The organism is Superficieibacter electus (assembly GCF_002915575.1).
Lineage (GTDB): Bacteria > Pseudomonadota > Gammaproteobacteria > Enterobacterales > Enterobacteriaceae > Superficieibacter > Superficieibacter electus.
In genome coordinates this window covers 129,766-149,623 of the sequence record NZ_PQGD01000010.1, presented here as the reverse complement: position 1 = coordinate 149,623, position 19,858 = coordinate 129,766, and the positions used below count along the sequence as shown (strand labels likewise).

General features: G+C 50.4%; 18 protein-coding genes. 17 read left to right on the top strand and 1 reads right to left on the bottom strand.

The features are described 5' to 3' along the window. The first annotated feature begins 12 nt into the window (after positions 1 to 12). The 14 genes from cheY (at position 13) to CHU32_RS13905 (ending at position 15,799) form a co-directional block, all read left to right on the top strand. Positions 13 to 402, top strand: a complete 390-nt coding sequence (cheY, locus tag CHU32_RS13970) for a chemotaxis response regulator CheY (protein WP_042307777.1) — start codon at positions 13 to 15, stop codon at positions 400 to 402. Between the two features lie 9 nt (positions 403 to 411). Further along, on the top strand, positions 412 to 1,053 hold the full coding sequence (cheZ, locus tag CHU32_RS13965; protein ID WP_103676126.1) for a protein phosphatase CheZ: 642 nt from the start codon (positions 412 to 414) through the stop codon (positions 1,051 to 1,053). A 239-nt stretch (positions 1,054 to 1,292) separates the two neighbouring features. After that, on the top strand, positions 1,293 to 2,135 hold the full coding sequence (locus CHU32_RS13960) for a helix-turn-helix domain-containing protein (RefSeq protein ID WP_103676125.1): 843 nt from the start codon (positions 1,293 to 1,295) through the stop codon (positions 2,133 to 2,135). Between the two features lie 33 nt (positions 2,136 to 2,168). Continuing rightward, positions 2,169 to 3,017 carry a helix-turn-helix domain-containing protein gene (locus CHU32_RS13955; RefSeq protein WP_103676124.1) on the top strand — a complete coding sequence of 283 codons (849 nt, stop codon included), beginning with the start codon at positions 2,169 to 2,171 and terminating at the stop codon, positions 3,015 to 3,017. 122 nt (positions 3,018 to 3,139) lie between these two features. After that, on the top strand, positions 3,140 to 4,453 hold the full coding sequence (locus tag CHU32_RS13950) for an MFS transporter (protein ID WP_103676123.1): 1,314 nt from the start codon (positions 3,140 to 3,142) through the stop codon (positions 4,451 to 4,453). Beyond that, complete coding sequence (locus CHU32_RS13945) at positions 4,440 to 7,118, top strand: alpha-L-rhamnosidase (RefSeq protein WP_103676122.1); 2,679 nt, start codon at positions 4,440 to 4,442, stop codon at positions 7,116 to 7,118. The genes CHU32_RS13950 and CHU32_RS13945 overlap by 14 nt, the downstream gene beginning before the upstream one ends. 194 nt (positions 7,119 to 7,312) lie before the next feature. Then, positions 7,313 to 8,461, top strand: a complete 1,149-nt coding sequence (gene flhB, locus CHU32_RS13940; protein WP_103676121.1) for a flagellar biosynthesis protein FlhB — start codon at positions 7,313 to 7,315, stop codon at positions 8,459 to 8,461. Beyond that, positions 8,454 to 10,532 (top strand): flagellar biosynthesis protein FlhA, encoded by a 2,079-nt coding sequence (flhA, locus tag CHU32_RS13935; protein ID WP_103750869.1) that lies wholly within the window; start codon positions 8,454 to 8,456, stop codon positions 10,530 to 10,532. The genes flhB and flhA overlap by 8 nt, the downstream gene beginning before the upstream one ends. After that, entirely contained in the window at positions 10,532 to 10,924 is a 393-nt protein-coding gene (gene flhE / locus CHU32_RS13930) for a flagellar protein FlhE (RefSeq protein ID WP_103676119.1), read from the top strand. The genes flhA and flhE overlap by 1 nt, the downstream gene beginning before the upstream one ends. 249 nt (positions 10,925 to 11,173) lie before the next feature. Next, positions 11,174 to 12,757 carry an MFS transporter gene (locus CHU32_RS13925; protein ID WP_103676118.1) on the top strand — a complete coding sequence of 528 codons (1,584 nt, stop codon included), beginning with the start codon at positions 11,174 to 11,176 and terminating at the stop codon, positions 12,755 to 12,757. A 4-nt stretch (positions 12,758 to 12,761) separates the two neighbouring features. Then, positions 12,762 to 13,901, top strand: a complete 1,140-nt coding sequence (bglB, locus tag CHU32_RS13920) for a beta-galactosidase BglB (RefSeq protein ID WP_103676117.1) — start codon at positions 12,762 to 12,764, stop codon at positions 13,899 to 13,901. Between the two features lie 270 nt (positions 13,902 to 14,171). Further along, positions 14,172 to 14,966, top strand: coding sequence for a hypothetical protein (locus CHU32_RS13915; RefSeq protein ID WP_133159250.1), 795 nt, complete (start codon positions 14,172 to 14,174; stop codon positions 14,964 to 14,966). Between the two features lie 6 nt (positions 14,967 to 14,972). Continuing rightward, a complete protein-coding gene (locus CHU32_RS13910; RefSeq protein ID WP_103676115.1) occupies positions 14,973 to 15,389 on the top strand; it encodes a hypothetical protein in 417 nt (138 codons plus the stop codon). 5 nt (positions 15,390 to 15,394) lie between these two features. Beyond that, a complete protein-coding gene (locus CHU32_RS13905; RefSeq protein WP_133159249.1) occupies positions 15,395 to 15,799 on the top strand; it encodes a hypothetical protein in 405 nt (134 codons plus the stop codon). 41 nt (positions 15,800 to 15,840) lie between these two features. Here CHU32_RS13905 and argS read toward each other — a convergent pair whose 3' ends face one another. Next, positions 15,841 to 17,574, bottom strand: coding sequence for an arginine--tRNA ligase (gene argS, locus CHU32_RS13900; protein WP_103676113.1), 1,734 nt, complete (start codon positions 17,572 to 17,574; stop codon positions 15,841 to 15,843). Positions 17,575 to 17,754: 180 nt separating this feature from the next. Between argS and CHU32_RS13895 the strand changes: the two genes are divergently transcribed. The 3 genes from CHU32_RS13895 to cutC are packed head-to-tail and all read left to right on the top strand — an operon-like array spanning position 17,755 to position 19,779. Next, positions 17,755 to 18,354: a VOC family protein gene (locus tag CHU32_RS13895; protein WP_103676112.1), complete on the top strand. Its 600-nt coding sequence runs from the start codon at positions 17,755 to 17,757 to the stop codon at positions 18,352 to 18,354. Positions 18,355 to 18,380: 26 nt separating this feature from the next. Continuing rightward, positions 18,381 to 19,019 carry a DUF2238 domain-containing protein gene (locus tag CHU32_RS13890; protein ID WP_103676111.1) on the top strand — a complete coding sequence of 213 codons (639 nt, stop codon included), beginning with the start codon at positions 18,381 to 18,383 and terminating at the stop codon, positions 19,017 to 19,019. Between the two features lie 7 nt (positions 19,020 to 19,026). Then, positions 19,027 to 19,779 carry a copper homeostasis protein CutC gene (cutC, locus tag CHU32_RS13885; protein ID WP_103676110.1) on the top strand — a complete coding sequence of 251 codons (753 nt, stop codon included), beginning with the start codon at positions 19,027 to 19,029 and terminating at the stop codon, positions 19,777 to 19,779. The last annotated feature ends 79 nt before the right edge of the window (positions 19,780 to 19,858 follow it).

Genomic DNA, 19,858 nt, shown 5'->3' with positions numbered 1-19,858 from the left:
GAGTAATTTTTTATGGCGGATAAAGAGCTTAAGTTTTTGGTTGTGGATGACTTTTCCACCATGCGTCGCATTGTGCGTAACCTGCTTAAAGAGCTGGGATTCAACAACGTTGAAGAAGCGGAAGACGGCGTGGATGCACTGAATAAATTGCAGGCGGGTGGATTTGGCTTCGTGATCTCCGACTGGAACATGCCCAACATGGACGGTCTGGAGTTATTAAAAACCATTCGTGCAGATGGTGGCATGTCATCCCTGCCGGTATTGATGGTAACGGCTGAAGCCAAGAAAGAAAATATCATTGCGGCCGCACAGGCGGGGGCCAGCGGCTACGTGGTTAAACCGTTTACCGCCGCTACTCTGGAAGAAAAGCTGAATAAGATTTTCGAGAAACTTGGCATGTAAGGAAGGGTTATGATGCAATCTTTTAATCTTGCTGAAGAACATTCAGCCGGGGATATTATTGCCCGCATCGGTAGTTTGACCCGCATGTTGCGAGACAGTCTGCGCGAACTTGGTCTGGATCAGGCTATCGCTGAAGCGGCGGAAGCGATCCCCGATGCCCGCGACCGTCTTGATTATGTGGTTCAGATGACGGCGCAAGCCGCAGAACGGGCGCTTAACTGTGTGGAACTTTCCCAGCCGCACCAGAACCAGCTGGAAAGCCAGGCCAAAGCGCTTTCCGGCCGCTGGGATCAGTGGTTTGAAAACCCGATTGAACTGGCGGACGCCCGTGAACTGGTCAGTGACACCCGTAGCTATCTGGCTGACGTCCCGGGACACACCAGCTTCACCAACGCCCAACTGCTGGAAATCATGATGGCTCAGGATTTTCAGGATCTCACCGGCCAGGTGATCAAACGCATGATGGACGTTATCCAGGAAATCGAACGCCAGTTATTGATGGTACTGCTGGAAAACATGCCGGAACCGGGCGCGCGGGCAAAACGTGAAAACGAAAGTCTGCTAAATGGCCCGCAGGTTGACGCCTCGAAAGTTGGTGTGGTCGCCAGCCAGGATCAGGTTGACGATCTGCTGGACAGCTTAGGTTTTTGATGTCATGCGCTGCCCGCTGTGGTGGCGCATTTTTCTTCTTATCGCGTGATTGTGCCAAAAATGATGACTTAATCACGTTGTCTTACGCCTCAGTGCCATTTCACCCCATAGACTTGTCATAATTATTACGGTTAAATAAGCCAATAAACTGATTCCCGGTACTGCTTTATTCTTACGGCGTTTACGTAACGGCGAGGAGTGATATTTTATTTTTACCTGTTGTTACAAATGAGGGTGAAATGAAAATTCTGCGCAGCAATGAATTCTTTCTTTCTGAACAACATGCCTTTTGCCTGTTTATCCTCAATAATCAGCAAATGGAAGAGGTTCATGGGCATGAGTTTGATGAGCTGGTGATTGTTGTTGCTGGCAGTGGTTTTCATATTATTAATGATAGTGTTGAGTTTATCTATCAGGGAGATTTCTTTTTTGTCACATTTAATGATACTCATAGTTATCTGTCTACCAATCACTTGTCGGTTATCAACCTTCTGATTCGTCGCGAACGTAATTTTCAATATATTACTAACCTTGATGTATTGCTACGTTATTTATGTGGCGATAGCCGGCAGGATAAAGTGCATGCAGCGTGCTTGTCTACAGAAGAGGTTGCTCAGATCGTCGCTTATAGCAACGCCATTAATGCCAGAAATGATGATGATTATGATGCGCTTTACTTTTTTGCCACCGAAAGCATCGTGATGATGATGATCAATCAATTGTGCCAAAGTGCAGCGCGAAAAAATTTGCTGGAGAAAGTCGAGGATGCCAGACGAAAAAAGCTGATCCACTCATTGAAACATAATTACTTACAGCATATCAACTGGAGCGAGCTGAGCGAAGAATGCGGTATAGCAAAGCGTACGCTTTTTCGTTTTATAAAAGAAATCACTGGTTACACGCCGGTTAGATTTCAACTATTATTTCGTTTGTTAAAAGCCCAGGAATTACTCCGTACCACGGATAAATCTGTAAAAGAAGTGGCGGCCAGTTGCGGTTTTCAGAATGCCACTCGATTAACCGAATCATACAAAAGGCAATTTAGTTATCCTCCCTCACAGGAGCGTAATCGACAACGTTAAAGTAATAACTTCTACATAATTAAGGTGAATATCATGAGTTCGATTCATGAGGTTTCCCTCTTGCCGGATGCGAGACATGCAGTAACCGTTTTTAAAAAAAATATTTTAGTAAGATATTATAGCCAACAGAATGCTCATTATGAAATAGTTATTGTAAATAGCGGCTATGGATTCATCAATGGCTCTGAACAGTCCCACTTTTTAAAGCCCGGTGATTTCTTCCTTAAAGACCCGACACAGCGCTATTGTCTTACTGCATTGAGGAATCTGACGATTATTGTGATAGACATCATTCCTGCGGGGCCATTTTTGTTTATCAGGAATATCGATTCGCTTATGCAGGCGTTATGCAGTTTGTATTCTGTTGATCGACAACCAAAAAATATCAAAACCGATCTTGATGCAGCAATAATATTGGCTCAGGACATTATTAATTACGATGTTAATACAGACGACATAGCGGCGCAGGCACAAAAAGAGATTGCTCTCCTCAAGTTAATTATTTTTCTAAGGCAAGTGGTAACACAAACACACGATTGTCCCGAGAATACCTTATTGGATTATATCTATAGACACTGTGAATATAAAATGGACTGGGATGCATTATGTGATTCATTCAAGCTGTCGAGACGAACGTTTCATCGTTATACCGAAAGGAATATTGGTATGACGCCTGAAAAAATTTATATGATGTTTAAACTCATTAAGGTTCAGGAAATGCTAAGGACATCAGATTTTTTAGTTGGTGACATCGCCCGAGCCTGCGGTTTCAGTTCCACTGCGCAGTTATCTAACGCCTATCGTAAAATATTTTCGATTTCACCTTCGCAAGAGCGTGTTGCGTTAACTGCCAGTTCGCCTTTAGCAATGGTGAAAATGTGAAATGCCTCTACAGCTATTGTCAGTGCTGGTCATGAAATGAAAGTAACTGGCAAAAAAGCAAAGGCATCAGAATGCGAAGGTTGTCATTATGCACAAGGAAATTATTATTAAGGATTGCAAAAATGCACATTAATAAAACACCTAATCCATGGTACGTTGGAGTGGTATCGGGGATGGCATCATATATTGACTCTACTGCTATTATCTCTAGTGGTACCGCATTGGTTATTTATCAAAAAACAATAGGGATAACCGCAGCGCAAATAGGTATCTTATCAGGCGTGCTCACCCTGTGCATTGCCATCGGGGCACTTTGTGGAGGGCGGTTAGGCGATCGCCTTGGTCGCCGAAAAGTTTTCATCATAACAATGTTAATGATTATTATTGGCGCATTGTTTTTGTCATTTGGCCTGAATTTCCCATTGTTAACATTAGGCACGATTTTAGTGGGGCTGGCCACCGGAGCAGATCTTCCAGTGTCTCTGGCCACTATTTCCGAAGCGGCCAATGATAATAATCGAGGTAAAATTATAGGCTTATCTAATTTGCTATGGACAGCAGGCATTTGTGCGGCGATGGCGGTTTCAGCCGTCGTTGGTGACTGGGGGACACTGGGCGCGCAGATCATGTTTATGCATGTCGGTATTGTTGCTGCCATATTGATGTTTTTGCGATTAGCTATTCCTGAGTCCCCGCTCTGGCTGGCAGCAAAAGATGAAGTTCGCCGTGGTGTGGCTACGGTGCGTGCGCAAAATAATTCGTTTAAGGATCTTTTCCGCGGTAAATATTTGTGGCCGTTTATTGCGTTAAGCGTCTTTTACGCTTTCACCAATCTGGCGGCAAATACCGGTGGACAATTTGGTACCTATGTCGCGGTGAACGTGGTAGGCATTACTGTAAGTAAAAATTCATTGTGGGGCCTTATTATTTTACCTTTTGGTATCCTGGCGAATCTGTTGTTTATGCGTATTGTGGATACAGCTAAAAGGATGCCTTTCTTTGTAGCAGGAGCCTTCCTGCTGGTTATTGCCTTCCTCACCCCGGTGGTATTCAACTTTTCTCCGGTTTCATGGTTCTGCTTTGTGCTTTTCAGCAATGTAGGTAATGGGCTGGCTTTTGAAGGAATAATGAAAGTCTGGTCGCAAGAATCTTTCCCTACCATGCTGCGCTCAACTGCTCAGGGCTTAATTGTCGCTATTGCCCGCTTACTTTGCGGAATACTGGCATTCGTCACGCCGGTATTACTGGAAGCAGGACCTGCCGCGCTTTATACGATTCTTGCTGTGGTTGTTGCCATCGGCTTAGTGACCGGCTGGCTGTGTTTCCATGGCAAACAACGTAATGAATTTAAATCGGAGTCTGAAGTAGCAGATTCAACGATAGATCATTCCACTTTAACAGAAATGAATCCGGGGCAAAATTATGCTAACCATTGAAAAAATCCTGCTTGATTATGCACAATCCCAGCAGGGCACAGAACACTTTCCCGTTGTTGGCTGGCTGATTAAAAGTGACAAAAAAAATGTCACTCAGCAGAGCTGGCATTTACAGGTCAGCCGGGATGAGGCGTTTACCCGGATCGTTCACGATACGGGATGCCGCCAGAGTGAACAATCCCAGAACATTCACCTGACTGGCATCGAACTTGATCATTCCCATCGTTATTATGTACGGGTAAATATCAGTGATAATGAGGGTGAGAGCAGTGGATGGAGTCTGCCTGGCGTATTTATTACCGGCTTGCCAGCGGATAAATGGCAGGCGGCATTTATTTCTGGTGAAGCGCCTGAAGATAAAGACACTTCCAAAGGCACCCTGCTTAGAAAAGCGTTTCCCCTGGAGCGGGCGGCGGAGATTGACTCGGTGTTCGTACACGCCAGTGCACTTGGCCTCTATAAGCTTTATTGCAATGGCCGCAAAGTGGGTAATGATGAATTAACACCCGGCTGGACGAGCTACCATCATCATTTGCTCTATCAGACCTACGATCTGACACCATTCATCAACAACGGTAACAACGTTATTGCTGCGAGTCTGGGCGCTGGCTGGTACAAAGGTGATATGAGTTTTAACCGTTACCGTCATTACTATGGCGACAGGACGGCCTTTATTTGCCAGATGGTTATCAATTATAAGGATGGTCATCAGGAGGTCCTCGTCAGCGACGATCAATGGTGCGCTTCAGACTCGCCGGTGCTGTTCTCTGAAATCTATGATGGCGAAATCTATGATGCGCAACGGGAACAGGCTGGGTGGAATACAGCGGGTTTTGATGATAGTCCCTGGCGTCCGGTCAGCTTGATTGATGCCAATAAAGCGGTTTTATGTCCCCAGGGTTCAGCCACAGTCCAGCAGATTGAAACCATTGCACCCGTCGCCGTTGTGACAACGCCGCAGGGTGATACAGTGGTTGATTTTGGACAGAACCTGACCGGCTGGGTGTCTTTCTCCGTCAAGGGCCACGCTGGTGACAAGGTCGTGCTGCGACATTTTGAAGTTCTTGACGCTGACGGCAATGTCTATCTGGATAACCTTCGTACCGCAAAACAGCGTATCGAATATACATTGCAAGGCGGTAAGGAAGAACATTATCAGCCCAATTTTACGTTCCAGGGATTTCGCTATGTGAAAGTGGAGTCGTGGCCGGGAACGTTCGACATCCATTGCCTCATGGCGGTAGTTGTTCACTCGCAAATGCAGCCCACCAGCGACTTTGCGTGTTCTAACCCGGATCTGAATCAGCTTCATCACAATATCCTGTGGGGTCTAAAGGGGAATTTTGTCGATGTCCCTACTGATTGTCCCCAGCGTGACGAGCGTCTTGGCTGGACGGGGGATGCACAAATTTTTTGCCGTACCGCCAGCTATCTGATGCAGACGCGTAATTTCTTCGCGAAATGGCTGACCGACCTCCGCTACGATCAGACGGCAGAGGGTGGGGTTCCCCATGTTGTTCCGGATATTCTCACAAACAGATGCGATGAAGATCGTTTTCTTGCTAATGGTAACACCCACTCTGCTGCCGCCTGGGCCGATGCTGCCGTCATCAATCCCTGGACGATGTACCTGATGTATGGCGATACGGCAACCTTGCGTAACCAGTATGCCAGTATGAAAGGCTGGATTAATTTTATGCGTAACCACTCTGTGAATAACCACTGGCGCTATAAGCTCCAGTTTGGTGACTGGGTGGCGCTGGATGCGAAGGAGGGCAGCTACTTTGGTGCCACGCCAAATGAATTAACCTGCATGGCGTATTACGCCTGGTCTACGTTACTGTTTTCTAAAGCGGCAAAAGTACTGGGTAACGAGGCAGACTATCAGGAATATTTTGCGCTATACGAGAGCATTGTACACAGCTTCCAGCAGGAGTTTTTTACCCCCACCGGCCGTCTTGCCGCCCGCACGCAGACCGCCCACATTCTGGCGCTCTACTTTAACCTTGTGCCGGAGGCTTTCCGGGAACGCACCGTCAATACCTTACTGGAATTGCTCGCTGAGCACGACGGGCATCTGGTGACCGGCTTTGTCGGAACGCCTTATTTTTGTCATGCCCTGAGCCAGAATGGCCATGCGAAAGAAGCCTGGCAACTGCTGTTAAAAGATGATTTCCCCTCCTGGCTCTATCAGGTTAAAGCCGGTGCCACTACCATCTGGGAGCACTGGGACGGCATCAAACCGGACGGCTCTATGTGGAGTCCCGATATGAACTCCTTTAACCATTATGCCTATGGTGCCATTGGAGAATGGCTTTATCGTGCGGCTGCGGGCATTGACACTGATGAATCCGCACCTGGCTTCAAACATATCCGCATTAAACCGATTATTGGCGGTGGACTGGAATGGTTGAACGCGCGTTACCATTCGCTGTATGGGGATATTAAGGTTGGCTGGAAAGTCGCCCCGGCAGACAACGGGTTATCCCATGTCACGATGGATGTTGAAATACCCGCGAATACTCAGGCAACGGTTACGTTGCTGGATGTGGACAGCGTCATGGCGGATGATGGCGTTAATTTTGACATTAATAACCATGTCTTCAGCGGCGTTACCGGCTCGGGGCATTATCATTTTGAATACCTGACATTTAATCCCCTGTAAATGACACCTCCTCTTTAGGGTCTGGAAAGGCACTAAAATGGAGGCACATCTGGCAGGCGCACATTCCACGCTGTACCGCTTGTCTGCTTTTTGAAGGGCCTGAAAAGGCCCTTTTTACCGTAGCTATTCTGCGTATTAGCTTTTACTGATTCTGGCATCATAACGGCTGGTAAAAGGCATGATGAGCACAACGCGTGGCAGAAGATAGCGAGGATAAAACAGAGTCCCCCACACCCCAGCGACTTGAAAAAGCGCGTGAGGAAGGGCAAATTCCGCGATCCCGTGAGTTGACCTCGCTGCTGATCCTGCTGGTTGGCGTTTGCGTCATCTGGATTGGCGGTGAATCGCTGGCGCGCAGACTGGCGGGGCTGTTGTCCGCCGGGCTTCGTTTCGACCACAGTATTATCAACGATCCTAATCTGATACTCGGCCAAATCATTCGCCTGATCCGCGAAGCGATGTTTGGCCTATTGCCGCTCATCACTGGCGTTGTGCTGGTGGCGCTGGTGGCACCGGTGATGCTGGGTGGTCTGGTGTTTAGTGGTAAATCGCTCTCCCTGAAGCTCGATAAACTTAATCCGCTGCCCGGCCTGAAGCGCATGTTTTCAGCGCAGTCGGTAGCAGAACTGGTCAAAGCGCTATTAAAAGCAGTGCTGGTCGGCTCCGTCGCCGGGTTTTATCTCTGGTCGCACTGGCCGGATATGATGCACTTAATTAGCCAGTCGCCGCTGACGGCGATGGGCAATGCGCTGAATTTGGTTGGTCTGTGCGCACTGCTGGTAACACTCGGCGTGATCCCAATGGTCGGTTTTGACGTCTTCTGGCAAATCCACAGCCACCTGAAAAAACTGCGTATGTCACGTCAGGATATCCGCGATGAATTTAAACAGAGCGAAGGTGACCCGCATGTGAAAGGGCGTATTCGCCAGATGCAGCGTGCGGCAGCACGGCGGCGAATGATGGCCGATGTGCCAAAAGCCGATGTCATTGTGACCAACCCGACCCATTACTCGGTCGCGTTACAGTATGACGAAAGCAAAATGAGTGCCCCGAAAGTGGTGGCGAAAGGGGCAGGGCTGGTGGCGCTGCGTATTCGTGAGCTGGCGGCTGAACACCGGGTGCCTGTGCTGGAAGCCCCGCCGCTGGCGCGCGCGCTTTATCGTCATGCGGAAATCGGTCAGCAGATCCCCGGCCAGTTATATGCGGCGGTAGCGGAAGTGCTGGCATGGGTCTGGCAGCTTAAACGCTGGCGGCTGGCGGGTGGGCAGCGCCCGCAAAAACCTGAAAATCTTCCGGTGCCAGAGGCGCTGGATTTTATGAATGAGAAGGACACTGATGGCTAACCTGGTGGCAATGTTACGTCTGCCCAATAACCTGAAATCGACCCAATGGCAGGTGCTGGCCGGGCCGGTGCTGATTTTACTGATCCTGTCGATGATGGTGCTGCCGCTGCCGGCATTTGTCCTCGATATGCTGTTTACCTTTAACATCGCGCTGTCGATTATGGTGCTGCTGGTGGCGATGTTCACCCAGCGCACGTTAGAATTTGCCGCTTTTCCGACGATCCTGCTGTTCACCACCTTATTGCGTCTGGCACTCAACGTGGCGTCTACGCGTATCATTCTGATGGACGGACATACCGGCGGTGCGGCGGCCGGGAAGGTGGTCGAAGCGTTTGGCCACTTCCTTGTCGGCGGGAATTTCGCCATTGGCATCGTGGTCTTTATTATCCTCGTTATCATCAACTTTATGGTTATCACCAAGGGTGCCGGGCGTATCGCGGAAGTCGGCGCGCGCTTTGTACTGGACGGGATGCCGGGCAAACAGATGGCGATTGATGCCGATCTTAATGCCGGGCTGATTGGCGAAGCCGAAGCCAAAAAACGCCGCTCCGAAGTGACCCAGGAAGCAGACTTTTACGGCTCAATGGACGGGGCGAGTAAGTTTGTGCGCGGTGATGCGGTGGCGGGCATTCTGATCATGGTGATCAACGTGATTGGCGGCTTGCTGGTCGGCGTTTTACAGCATGGTTTGCCGATGGCGAAAGCAGCAGAATCCTACACTCTGCTGACCATCGGCGACGGTCTGGTGGCCCAGATCCCGGCGCTGGTAATTTCGACCGCAGCGGGGGTTATTGTTACCCGCGTCAGCACCGAGCAGGATGTCGGCGAACAGATGGTCACCCAGCTGTTTAATAATCCGCGCGTGATGATGCTAAGTGCGGGCGTACTGGGCCTGCTTGGTCTGGTCCCCGGGATGCCGAACTTCGTGTTTCTGCTGTTCACCGCCGCTCTGCTGGCGCTGGCCTGGTGGAGTCGCGGACGGGAAACGAAAGTTGTTGCTGAGCCTGCGCCAGTGAAAATGCCGGAAAACAATCAGGCCGCCGAAGCCACCTGGAGCGATGTCCAGCTGGAGGATACGTTGGGCATGGAAGTCGGCTACCGCTTAATCCCAATGGTCGATTTTCAGCAGGATGGCGAGCTGCTGGGACGCATTCGCAGCATTCGTAAAAAGATTGCGCAGGATCTGGGTTTCCTGCCGCCGGTGGTGCATATCCGCGACAATATGGATCTCTCCCCGGCACGCTACCGCATTCTGATGAAAGGGGTGGAGATTGGCAGCGGCGAAGCCTACCCGGGCCGCTGGCTGGCGATTAATCCCGGCACTGCGGCTGGCTCTTTGCCCGGTGAGCAGACGGTCGATCCGGCGTTTGGCCTGGCGGCGATCTGGATTGAAAGCGCTCTCAAAGAGCAGGCGCAAATACAGGGCTTTACTGTGGTTGAGGCCAGTACGGTGGTCGCCACGCATCTTAATCATCTGATAAGCCAGTTTGCTGCCGAGTTGTTTGGCCGTCAGGAAGCACAGCAATTGCTGGAGCGGGTGACGCAGGAGATGCCGAAGCTGACAGAAGATTTAGTGCCGGGTGTGGTCACGCTCACCACGCTGCACAAAGTGCTGCAAAATCTGCTGGAAGAAAAAGTGGCTATCCGCGATATGCGCACCATTCTGGAAACCCTGGCGGAACATGCCCCGGTGCAAAACGATCCGCATGAACTGACGGCGGTGGTACGGGTTGCACTGGGCCGCGCCATTACTCAGCAGTGGTTCCCCGGCAATGGGGAAGTTCAGGTGATCGGGCTTGATACCCCGCTCGAGCGTCTGCTGCTTCAGGCGCTTCAGGGCGGCGGCGGGCTGGAGCCAGGCCTTGCCGATCGTCTGCTGGCGCAAACGCAGGAAGCACTGGGGCGTCAGGAGATGCTGGGCGCGCCGCCGGTGTTGCTGGTTAATCATGCGCTACGCCCACTGCTGGCGCGGTTCCTGCGCCGCAGTTTGCCGCAGCTAATTGTCCTGTCGAATATGGAGCTGTCGGACAACCGGAGCATCCGCATGACCGCCACCATTGGAGGAAAATAATGCGCAGTTTACTCTGGCTTTTGCTGCTGCCCGTGGGGGCAATGGCCGCAGGCGAAGGGGCGTGGCAGGCCAGCGGGCGCGGCGTGATGTTAAATCATCGCGGCGTGGCGGCTTCCTCCGCACCGCTCTCCTCCGCTCAACCGGTAAACGGTTTGATGACCCTGGTGGCCTGGCGTTATGAGCTGAACGGGCCGACGCCTGCCGGCCTCAACGTGCGCCTGTGCTCACAAAGCCGGTGCGTTGCACTGGATGGCCAGAGTGGCACCACCCGCGGTTTGACCGGCGTGCCTGCCGTGGAGCCGTTGCGTTTTGTCTGGGAGGTCCCCGGCGGCGGACGGCTGCTACCTGCGCTCAATGTTTCCCGTAATCAGGTCATCGTTAACTACCGCTAACCGTTTCCTTTTTCACCGGGCGTCAGCAAAAACTGATGCCTGGCTCGCATTTTTGGTCCGTCCTTTTGATACAAAAGAAACGCTGTTTTATAAATCAGTGAGGTGAGTGGCGCGACTCTTTGCGTTTTTGCCATATACGTCAAGGCGATGGCAAAAACGAAAAGGTAAGCCTTACAGCATACTTTTACTGTAGCCGTGTAATAACTCCCCTGGCGCGGGGAGCTCCCAAAATAAAATCAGGGTACGGCTATGAATACACGTAAACCAGGACTCGTTAACTATCTCGCTTATGGATCGGGTGATTTCCTCGGCGCGGGAACCACAGCGCTTACTGCCGCATGGCTTTTATATTTCTACACTACGTTTTGCGGTTTAACCCCAATCGAAGCCACCTTTATTTTCGCCACCGCCAGGGTACTGGATGCGGTGGTCAGCCCGTTGATGGGGTTTCTGACCGATAACTTCGGCTCCAACTGGCTCGGCAAGCGCTTCGGGCGGCGTAAATTCTTTATCCTGCTCGGCATTCCCTGCGTTTTCAGCTACTCGCTGATGTGGGTTGGCGAGATGAGCTTCTGGTATTACCTGCTCACCTATCTGATTTTTGACGTGGTCTATACCATGATCCTGGTGCCATATGAAACACTGGTCCCGGAAATGACCGACGACTTCAAACAGAAAACTAAATTTTCAGGCGCGCGCATTTCGATGGCACAGATGTCGGCCATTCTCGCGTCCTTCTTGCCGGGCGTACTGCTGAGCGCGTTTGGCAAAGATAATCCGATTTCATTTTTTTATGCGAGCCTGGTGTTCTCTGTGCTGTGCGCGATCATGCTGACCCTGGTCTGGTGCTTTACCTGGGAGCGGCCGCGTGAAGCGTGGACCGAAGCAGCGCTGCGGGCGGAAGAAGAAAAACGTAGCCTGACGCTCGGCCAGAGTCTGAACCGGCTGGTGATTGAGCTTTCCTCCACGCTGCGGATTAAGATTTTCCGTCAGCATCTGGGGATGTATCTTGGCGGTTATATCGCCCAGGACGTGTTTAACGCGGTCTTTACCTACTATGTTGTTTTTGTTCTGATGCAGGAAGCCTCGCTGGCCTCAAATCTGCTGGGTACGATGGCCATTTTCCAGTTTATCGCGGTGATTGCGATGATCCCGCTGTGCATCCGTTTTGGACCTGCACCATCTTATCGGATGGTTGTGGTGCTGTTCGGTCTCGCCTCAATCTCTTATGCCGTTCTTTATTACGCCGGATTAAGCGATGTGTATTCGCTGCTGTTGTTACTTTCTGCCGTCGCCGGGCTGGGACGTGGAGGGATCAACTACGTGCCGTGGAACACGTACACCTATATTGCTGATGTAGACGAAGTGATTACCGGACAGCGCCGCGAAGGCATTTTTGCCGGAATTATGACCCTCACGCGCAAAGCCTCGCAGGCGGGGGCGGTGATGTTGGTGGGGATCATCATGCAGATGTCTGGTTTCGTCTCCGGACAAAAAACGCAGCCGCCGGAGGTGAGTCATACCATTCTGATGATCCTGAGTGTCGGCACGGTGGTGGTCCTGGCCTGTGGCTTCCTGGTTTCTCTGCGCTTCAAACTGAATTTGAAAACCCACAGCATTTTGCGTGAAGAAACCGCGAGAATGCGCGAAGCGGGACATGCGCTGTCAGAAAACGTTTCCCCCGAGGCCCGTGCCACCGTTGAGATGCTGGCGGGGTTGCCCTACGACACGTTGTGGGGGAACAACAATATTGGTTATCTGAATCGTAATAAACCCGCTGCGCGTCCGCTCAGCCAGGGTGCTCCATTGAATTCGACATATAACAGAGGTTAAGGATATGAAGGTTTGGCCTGTCAAACATAGCGCATTACTCCGTCAGCCTGAGCGCTTTCTCAGCAGGGAGCAACTTCAGGCGCTGATCGAGAAAGTGACGAATAATCTGGTCAATATTCGCGATGAACGCGGTGATTTCCTGCTGCGGCTGGACGACGGGCGAGTGATCGACACTAAAGGCTGGGCCGGATGGGAATGGACGCACGGCGTGGGTCTGTACGGCATCTGGCAGTATTACCAGCAGACGGGCGATCTTGCGATGCGCGATATCATCGACGGCTGGTTCGCCGACCGTTTTGCCGAGGGCGCGACGACGAAAAACGTCAATACCATGGCACCATTCCTGACGCTGGCGTATCGTTATGAAGAAAATCGTAATCCGGCCTGGCTACCGTGGCTGGAGACATGGGCCGAGTGGGCGATGTATGAGATGCCGCGCACCGATCATGGTGGGATGCAGCACATTACGCTGGCGGAGGAAAATCACCAGCAAATGTGGGACGACACGCTAATGATGACCGTTCTGCCGCTGGCGAAAATCGGTAAGCTGCTTAATCGCCCTGAATACATCGAGGAGGCGACCTATCAGTTCCTGCTTCACGTACAGAACCTGATGGACCGGGAAACCGGCCTGTGGTTTCACGGCTGGAATTACGACGGCCAGCATAACTTCGCGAAGGCACGCTGGGCGCGGGGCAACAGCTGGTTAACTATCGTCATCCCGGATTTCCTTGAACTGCTCGACCTGCCCGCTAACAATGCCGTGCGCCGCTATCTGGTGCAGGTGTTGAACGCCCAGATTGCCGCGCTGGCGAAATGCCAGGATGACAGCGGCCTGTGGCACACCTTGCTGGACGATCCGCACTCATACCTTGAGGCTTCCGCAACCGCTGGCTTTGCCTATGGGATTTTAAAAGCCGTGCGTAAACGTTATGTCGGGCCAGAGTATGCAGAGATCGCAGAGAAGGCGATTAAAGGTATTGTGGCGCACATTTCACCAGAGGGAGAGCTGATGCAGACCTCCTTTGGCACCGGTATGGGATCGAACCTCGAGTTTTATCGCCAGATCCCACTGACCTCGATGCCTTACGGGCAGGCGATGGCGAATCTGTGTCTGACGGAGTATTTGCGCAAATATTTTTGATTCCTTTGTCAGGTGAGTAAGCCAGTCAGGAAACTGACTGGTTTTTTTTTTGCTAAAACATATCTGTTTAATATATAAAACTAATAATTATATGTTATTTTTATATATTAAAAATGGATAGAAATAAACAATTTTATTGAGGTGTTAAATATTTTATCTTTTAAGATAACAGTAAGAGTTTAGAGTGAGTTTTTTCACGTAATTCTGTTGAAATCCTGATTGTAAAAGCACATGCTGTTTTTCCTGATGCAAGATAATGGAATCTTATCAATGCCAGACTATAAACTCGGGAAGGAAGACCCTCACTACATCGAAGACTATGGCTCCGGCCCATGGTGCACACTTTGCTCAGAGTATACAAACGGGCATGTATGGTCGATGTTTAAATCATTACTGTTAAGTTTAGAGAAAATAAGAAAGACCGCAGAGGTGGAAAGGATTCTGCAATACCTTAATAAAGAAGGAAACTTTATTAAGACGCGTTATCCAGTAGCTACTAATCATTTGATTCATTATTTTGAAAATCATGGTGGGTTAAAATCTGATCCCGAAGATATCTTTTATGATAAAAAAGCGATGCAATATTTTATGGATGTTTCTTCAGCTTTTAAAAGAATTTTTGATAGTGAGCTTATCAAAGCAAAACACTTCTGCGAGAAGATATCACTGACTAATCCACCTGAAAAATGGTACGACATAACTTCATCATCAATTGGCAGCGGTGATTTTATGGGTAGCAATGAAGATCTTTTCCGTGCGATAGGAGGGTATCAGTTCTGGGGGAAAGGAAAAGTATATTATAAGGAAGCGACGGATTCTTTAAAAGCATTTTATTATTATGACAACTTCGGTAAATCCCACAATCGCGCACGCTATCAGTATCAGTTAATATTTGAGTTTAACTTATTTGATCGCTATAACTGGAATAAAGGGCAACGTGTTGGTTTATTATCTCCGGTCACTGATGATGATTTTGGCCGCTATCACCAGTTAGGCCTTGCCAGGGAGTATAATATATGGGGAAAATTTTCTGACCACTATACCTGGCTGGAAGGGATGATGTAAACCACGATGAATATAATAAAAAAAATTATAGATTCAATTTTTATTTTTATCTTTGCAGGGGCTATGTTGTCATTTGCCGCCATTAAAGATGAGTTGCTTAAAACTAATGATATTATAGCTATAAAGTGGTGTTATGGAAGGGATTTAATACAACAGCAGGTTTGGGAAAAATATTTGGGGTTCTATCTGTATACTGAGCAAATGGAAGATGGACGGTATATTTTACGTGTGCAAGTCTATAATACACTTTTATCGAGTGTATTCGATAATTACTGGTTAAATTATTCAAAGCCTATTGCCATCGTTGCTGATAAGCGAACCGCACAAAAAGAGTGGGGCAAGATCGTATGTAAAGCAGACGGTAATATTGAAATTGGGAATAAGGGCTATATTCTTCCGCAAAATTTCATCAGATGGAACTGAAATATATGAAATCCTTATGGCGATATATGCTATGTGTTTTATTCGTTTGGTTCATTTTTCACTCGATAACGGTTATTGAAAGCTATTATAAAACGGTTGCGTTCAGATGGATTAATAACTATGCGGTGAGTATCAATGCAAATAATTTCACTATACAAAAAACATACGATGAAACATTCGGCTATGGCGATCAGGAATATGCTGATATTTACGTCAATATTTACCAGTATCGCTGGCAGAAACTTTTACAACGCCCCTGTTTCAGCCACATGGTCCGTCCCCATCTTAAAAGATTTTATGATGAAATTTATGACTGGGAAATCGTTGATATAGATGCGACATTCGTCTGGCTAAAAGACAACGGAAAATTAATAAAAATCGCGCACGCTTGTCAAAAGCCGCTGATGTAAAAAGAAATGGCCCTGCGCAAAGCAGAGCCATCCGACTGAAATTACATCCGTTCTACCGTCTCAATTCCCAGCATATCCAGTCCCAGCTTCAGCGTTTTCGCCGTCAGCAGCGCCAGTTTCAGACGGCTGTTGCGTACCTCTTCGCTTTCAGCGGTGAGAATTGGGCAATGCTCGTAGAAACCAGAGAACAGACCGGCCAAATCGTAGAGGTAAGCACACATCACATGCGGCGTGCCTTCACGCGCGACCACGGTTACCGTTTCTTCAAACTGCAACAGGCGGGCCGCCAGTTGGGCTTCACGATCTTCACTAATGCGGACTGCGGTATTTAGCAGTACCTGCTCGTCAATCTGCGCTTTGCGGAACACCGAGAGCACGCGAGTATAAGCATATTGCATATACGGCGCGGTATTACCTTCAAAGGCCAGCATGTTATCCCAGTCGAAGATATAGTCGGTGGTGCGGTTTTTCGACAGGTCGGCGTATTTTACCGCGCCAATACCCACCGCGTTGGCCAGTTTTTCCAGCTCGTCAGCAGGCATATCCGGGTTCTTCTCGCCGACCAGGCGGCGGGCGCGTTCCAGCGCTTCGTCCAGCAGGTCGGCGAGTTTCACCGTACCGCCCGCGCGGGTTTTGAACGGTTTACCGTCTTTACCGAGCATCATACCGAACATGTGGTGCTCCAGCGGCACAGACTCCGGCACGTAGCCCGCTTTGCGCACGATGGTCCACGCCTGCATCAGATGCTGGTGCTGGCGGGAGTCAATGTAATACAGCACACGATCGGCATGCAGCGTCTCGTAACGGTATTTGGCACAGGCGATATCGGTAGTGGTGTAAAGGTAGCCGCCGTCCTTTTTCTGGATGATAACGCCCATCGGTTCGCCTTCCTTGTTTTTATACTCATCAAGGAAAACCACCGTTGCGCCTTCACTCTCGACCGCCAGCCCTTTGGCTTTGAGATCGGCCACGATGCCCGGCAGCATCGGGTTATACAGGCTTTCACCCATCACGTTGTCGCGGGTGAGGGTAACATTCAGGCGCTGGTAGGCAATCTGGTTTTGCGCCATGGTGATATCCACCAGTTTGCGCCACATATCGCGGCAGTACTCATCACCACCCTGAAGCTTGACCACATAACCACGCGCACGTTCGGCAAATTCGGCGTCTTCGTCATAATGTTTTTTGGCATCGCGGTAAAAGGCTTCCAGGTCGGCCAGCGCCATTTCTCCGGCGTTTTCCTGCTGCTGTTTTTCCAGGTACGCGATTAACATGCCGAACTGGGTCCCCCAGTCGCCAACATGGTTAGCACGAATCACGTTGTGACCAAGAAACTCCTGAGTGCGCACCGCCGCGTCGCCGATGATGGTCGAACGCAGGTGCCCGACGTGCATCTCTTTTGCCACGTTGGGGGCAGAGTAGTCGATGACGATAGTCTGCGGTTGTGGCTGAGCGACGCCCAGACGATCGGATTTCAGCGCGGTATCCACCTGCGCTGCCAGAAACGCGGGTTCAAGAAAGATATTAATAAAGCCCGGCCCGGCGATCTCCGTTTTGCTGGCGATACCGTTAAGATCGAGGTGAGTCAGAACCTGTTCTGCCAGTTGTCGCGGTGCCATGCCCAGTTTTTTAGCAACGGCCATCACGCCATTTGCCTGATAATCGCCAAACTGCACTTTTGCCGACTGACGAACCTGCGGTTCGCAATCTGCGGGAGCACCAGCCGCAATCAGCGCCTGGCTGATTTTTTCTGAGAGAAGAGCCTGAATATTCACCGGAATACCTTACGTTGATGGCGTGGCGTCATAGAAGGAACTGCGCCGCGCCGACATGAGAAAAATTAGCCCGCTATTATACTGCATTTGCCGGGGAGCGTCAGCACGAGTAATCAAAGGTTGGTTCGCTAACGACGACAGGGTAAATTACCGGTTTTGCAGATCATTTCAGGTAACACGATGACCCAGTGGCAGACAATTGATGCGTTAAAGGATATTGCCGAAGATTTACCGCGTTTCACCCAGGCGCTGATACAGTTCAGCGCACGGCTGGGATTGGATATTACCTCACTGGAGGCGGATCATATTTCGCTGCGCTGTCATCAAAATACCACTGCCGAACGCTGGCGGCGCGGTTTTGAACAGTGCGGTGAGTTGCTGTCAGAGAACATTATCAGCGGTCGTCCCATTTGCCTTTTTAAACTGGCGCAACCCCTTAATGTCGCCCACTGGCGCTTTACCGTTGTTGAGTTGCCCTGGCCCGGAGAGAAACGCTATCCGCACGAAGGCTGGGAGCATATTGAAATTGTGCTGCCGGGCGCAGTGGAAACGCTTAATGCCCGCGCGCTGGCGCTGATGTCTGACGAAGGGCTTAGCCAGTCGGGGATTGCGGTCAAAACCAGTTCACCCAAAGGTGAGCACGAACGTCTGCCTAACCCTACGCTTGCGGTCACGGATGGCAAAACCACGATTAAATTTCATCCGTGGTCTATTGAGGCCATTGTCGCCAGCGAAGCGCGGGCAGGGAATGAAAATTTTTCGTGTAGAATTGATAGTTAACTTCTTTTCTCACGAATAGGCCCCTAATGACTCCGACGCTAAATTCGCTGATCATGAAAACCGGTGTGCTAATCCTGTTGTTGATCCTGATTTATACTGGCGTGATGACCAAAGATAGTGCGACCTGGCTTATGGAAGTCACCCCGGTGATCATTATTGTTCCTTTGCTACTGTTGACGCAGCGGCGTTATCCCTTAACGCCGCTGCTCTACATCCTGATTTTCTTCCACGCCATTATTCTGATCGTCGGCGGCATGTATACCTATGCCAAAGTGCCGATTGGCTTCGATGTTCAGGCGTGGTTGGGGTTGAGTCGAAATCCTTACGACAAACTTGGTCACTTCTTTCAGGGGCTGGTACCAGCGCTGGCAGCGCGAGAGATCCTGCTGCGTGGGCAGATCATCCGCGGTAAAAAAATGCTGGCGTTTATTGTCTGCTGCATCGCGCTGGCGATCAGCGCGACCTATGAGCTGATTGAATGGTGGGCTGCGCTGGCGATGGGGCAGGGGGCGGATGATTTCCTTGGTACTCAGGGTGACCCGTGGGATACCCAGTCAGACATGTTTTGCGCGCTACTCGGCGCGATAACCACCGTACTGGTGTTGGCCCGCTGGCACACGCGCCAGCTTCTGCACCACCGTTTATTAACAGCGATAAAGGACTAGAAGAAAAATGACGGCGCTACTGGAAATTTGTTGTTACAGCCTGGCGTGCGCGCTTGCCGCCGAGCGTCGCGGCGCGGATCGTATAGAGCTGTGCGCCGCGCCGCTGGAGGGAGGATTAACGCCTTCATATGGGGTACTGAAATCGGTGCGCCAGCAGGTGAGCATCCCGGTTCATCCGATAATCCGCCCACGCGGCGGTGACTTTTGCTACAGCGAAGACGAGTTTTCCACCATGCTGGAGGATGTTCGCACCGTCCGTGAGCTGGGTTTCCCGGGCCTTGTGATCGGTGTGCTGGATGAAGACGGCGATGTCGATCTTTCCCGCATGGCGCAAATTATGGCGGTGGCGGGCAGTCTTGCCGTCACATTTCATCGCGCGTTTGATATGTGTGCCGATCCGTACAAAGCATTTGATAACCTTAAGCAACTTGGCGTTGCCCGCATCCTGACCTCCGGCCAGCAGTCCAGCGCAGAAAAAGGAGTTTCATTAATTGCGGAACTTATTGCCCGCTCCCGTGTTCCAATCATTATGGCGGGTGCTGGCGTTCGCGCGGGTAACCTGGAAACGTTCCTGAGTGCTGGTATTAACGAGGTTCACAGTTCTGCCGGTGGGTGGACACCTTCCACAATGCGCTACCGCAATCCTGGGTTATCCATGTCGACGGACCCGAATGCTGACGAGTATCAGCGGTATGCGGTCAACGGCCAGGCGGTGGCGGAGATGAAAGCGATCATCACGCGTTTCAGCCAACAGAATTAACGATTTTTACCGCGCATCATGTCGCCCATATGATGCTTGCTTGTACCAGGCCCCTGCATTTACAGGGGCCTTTTTTTAT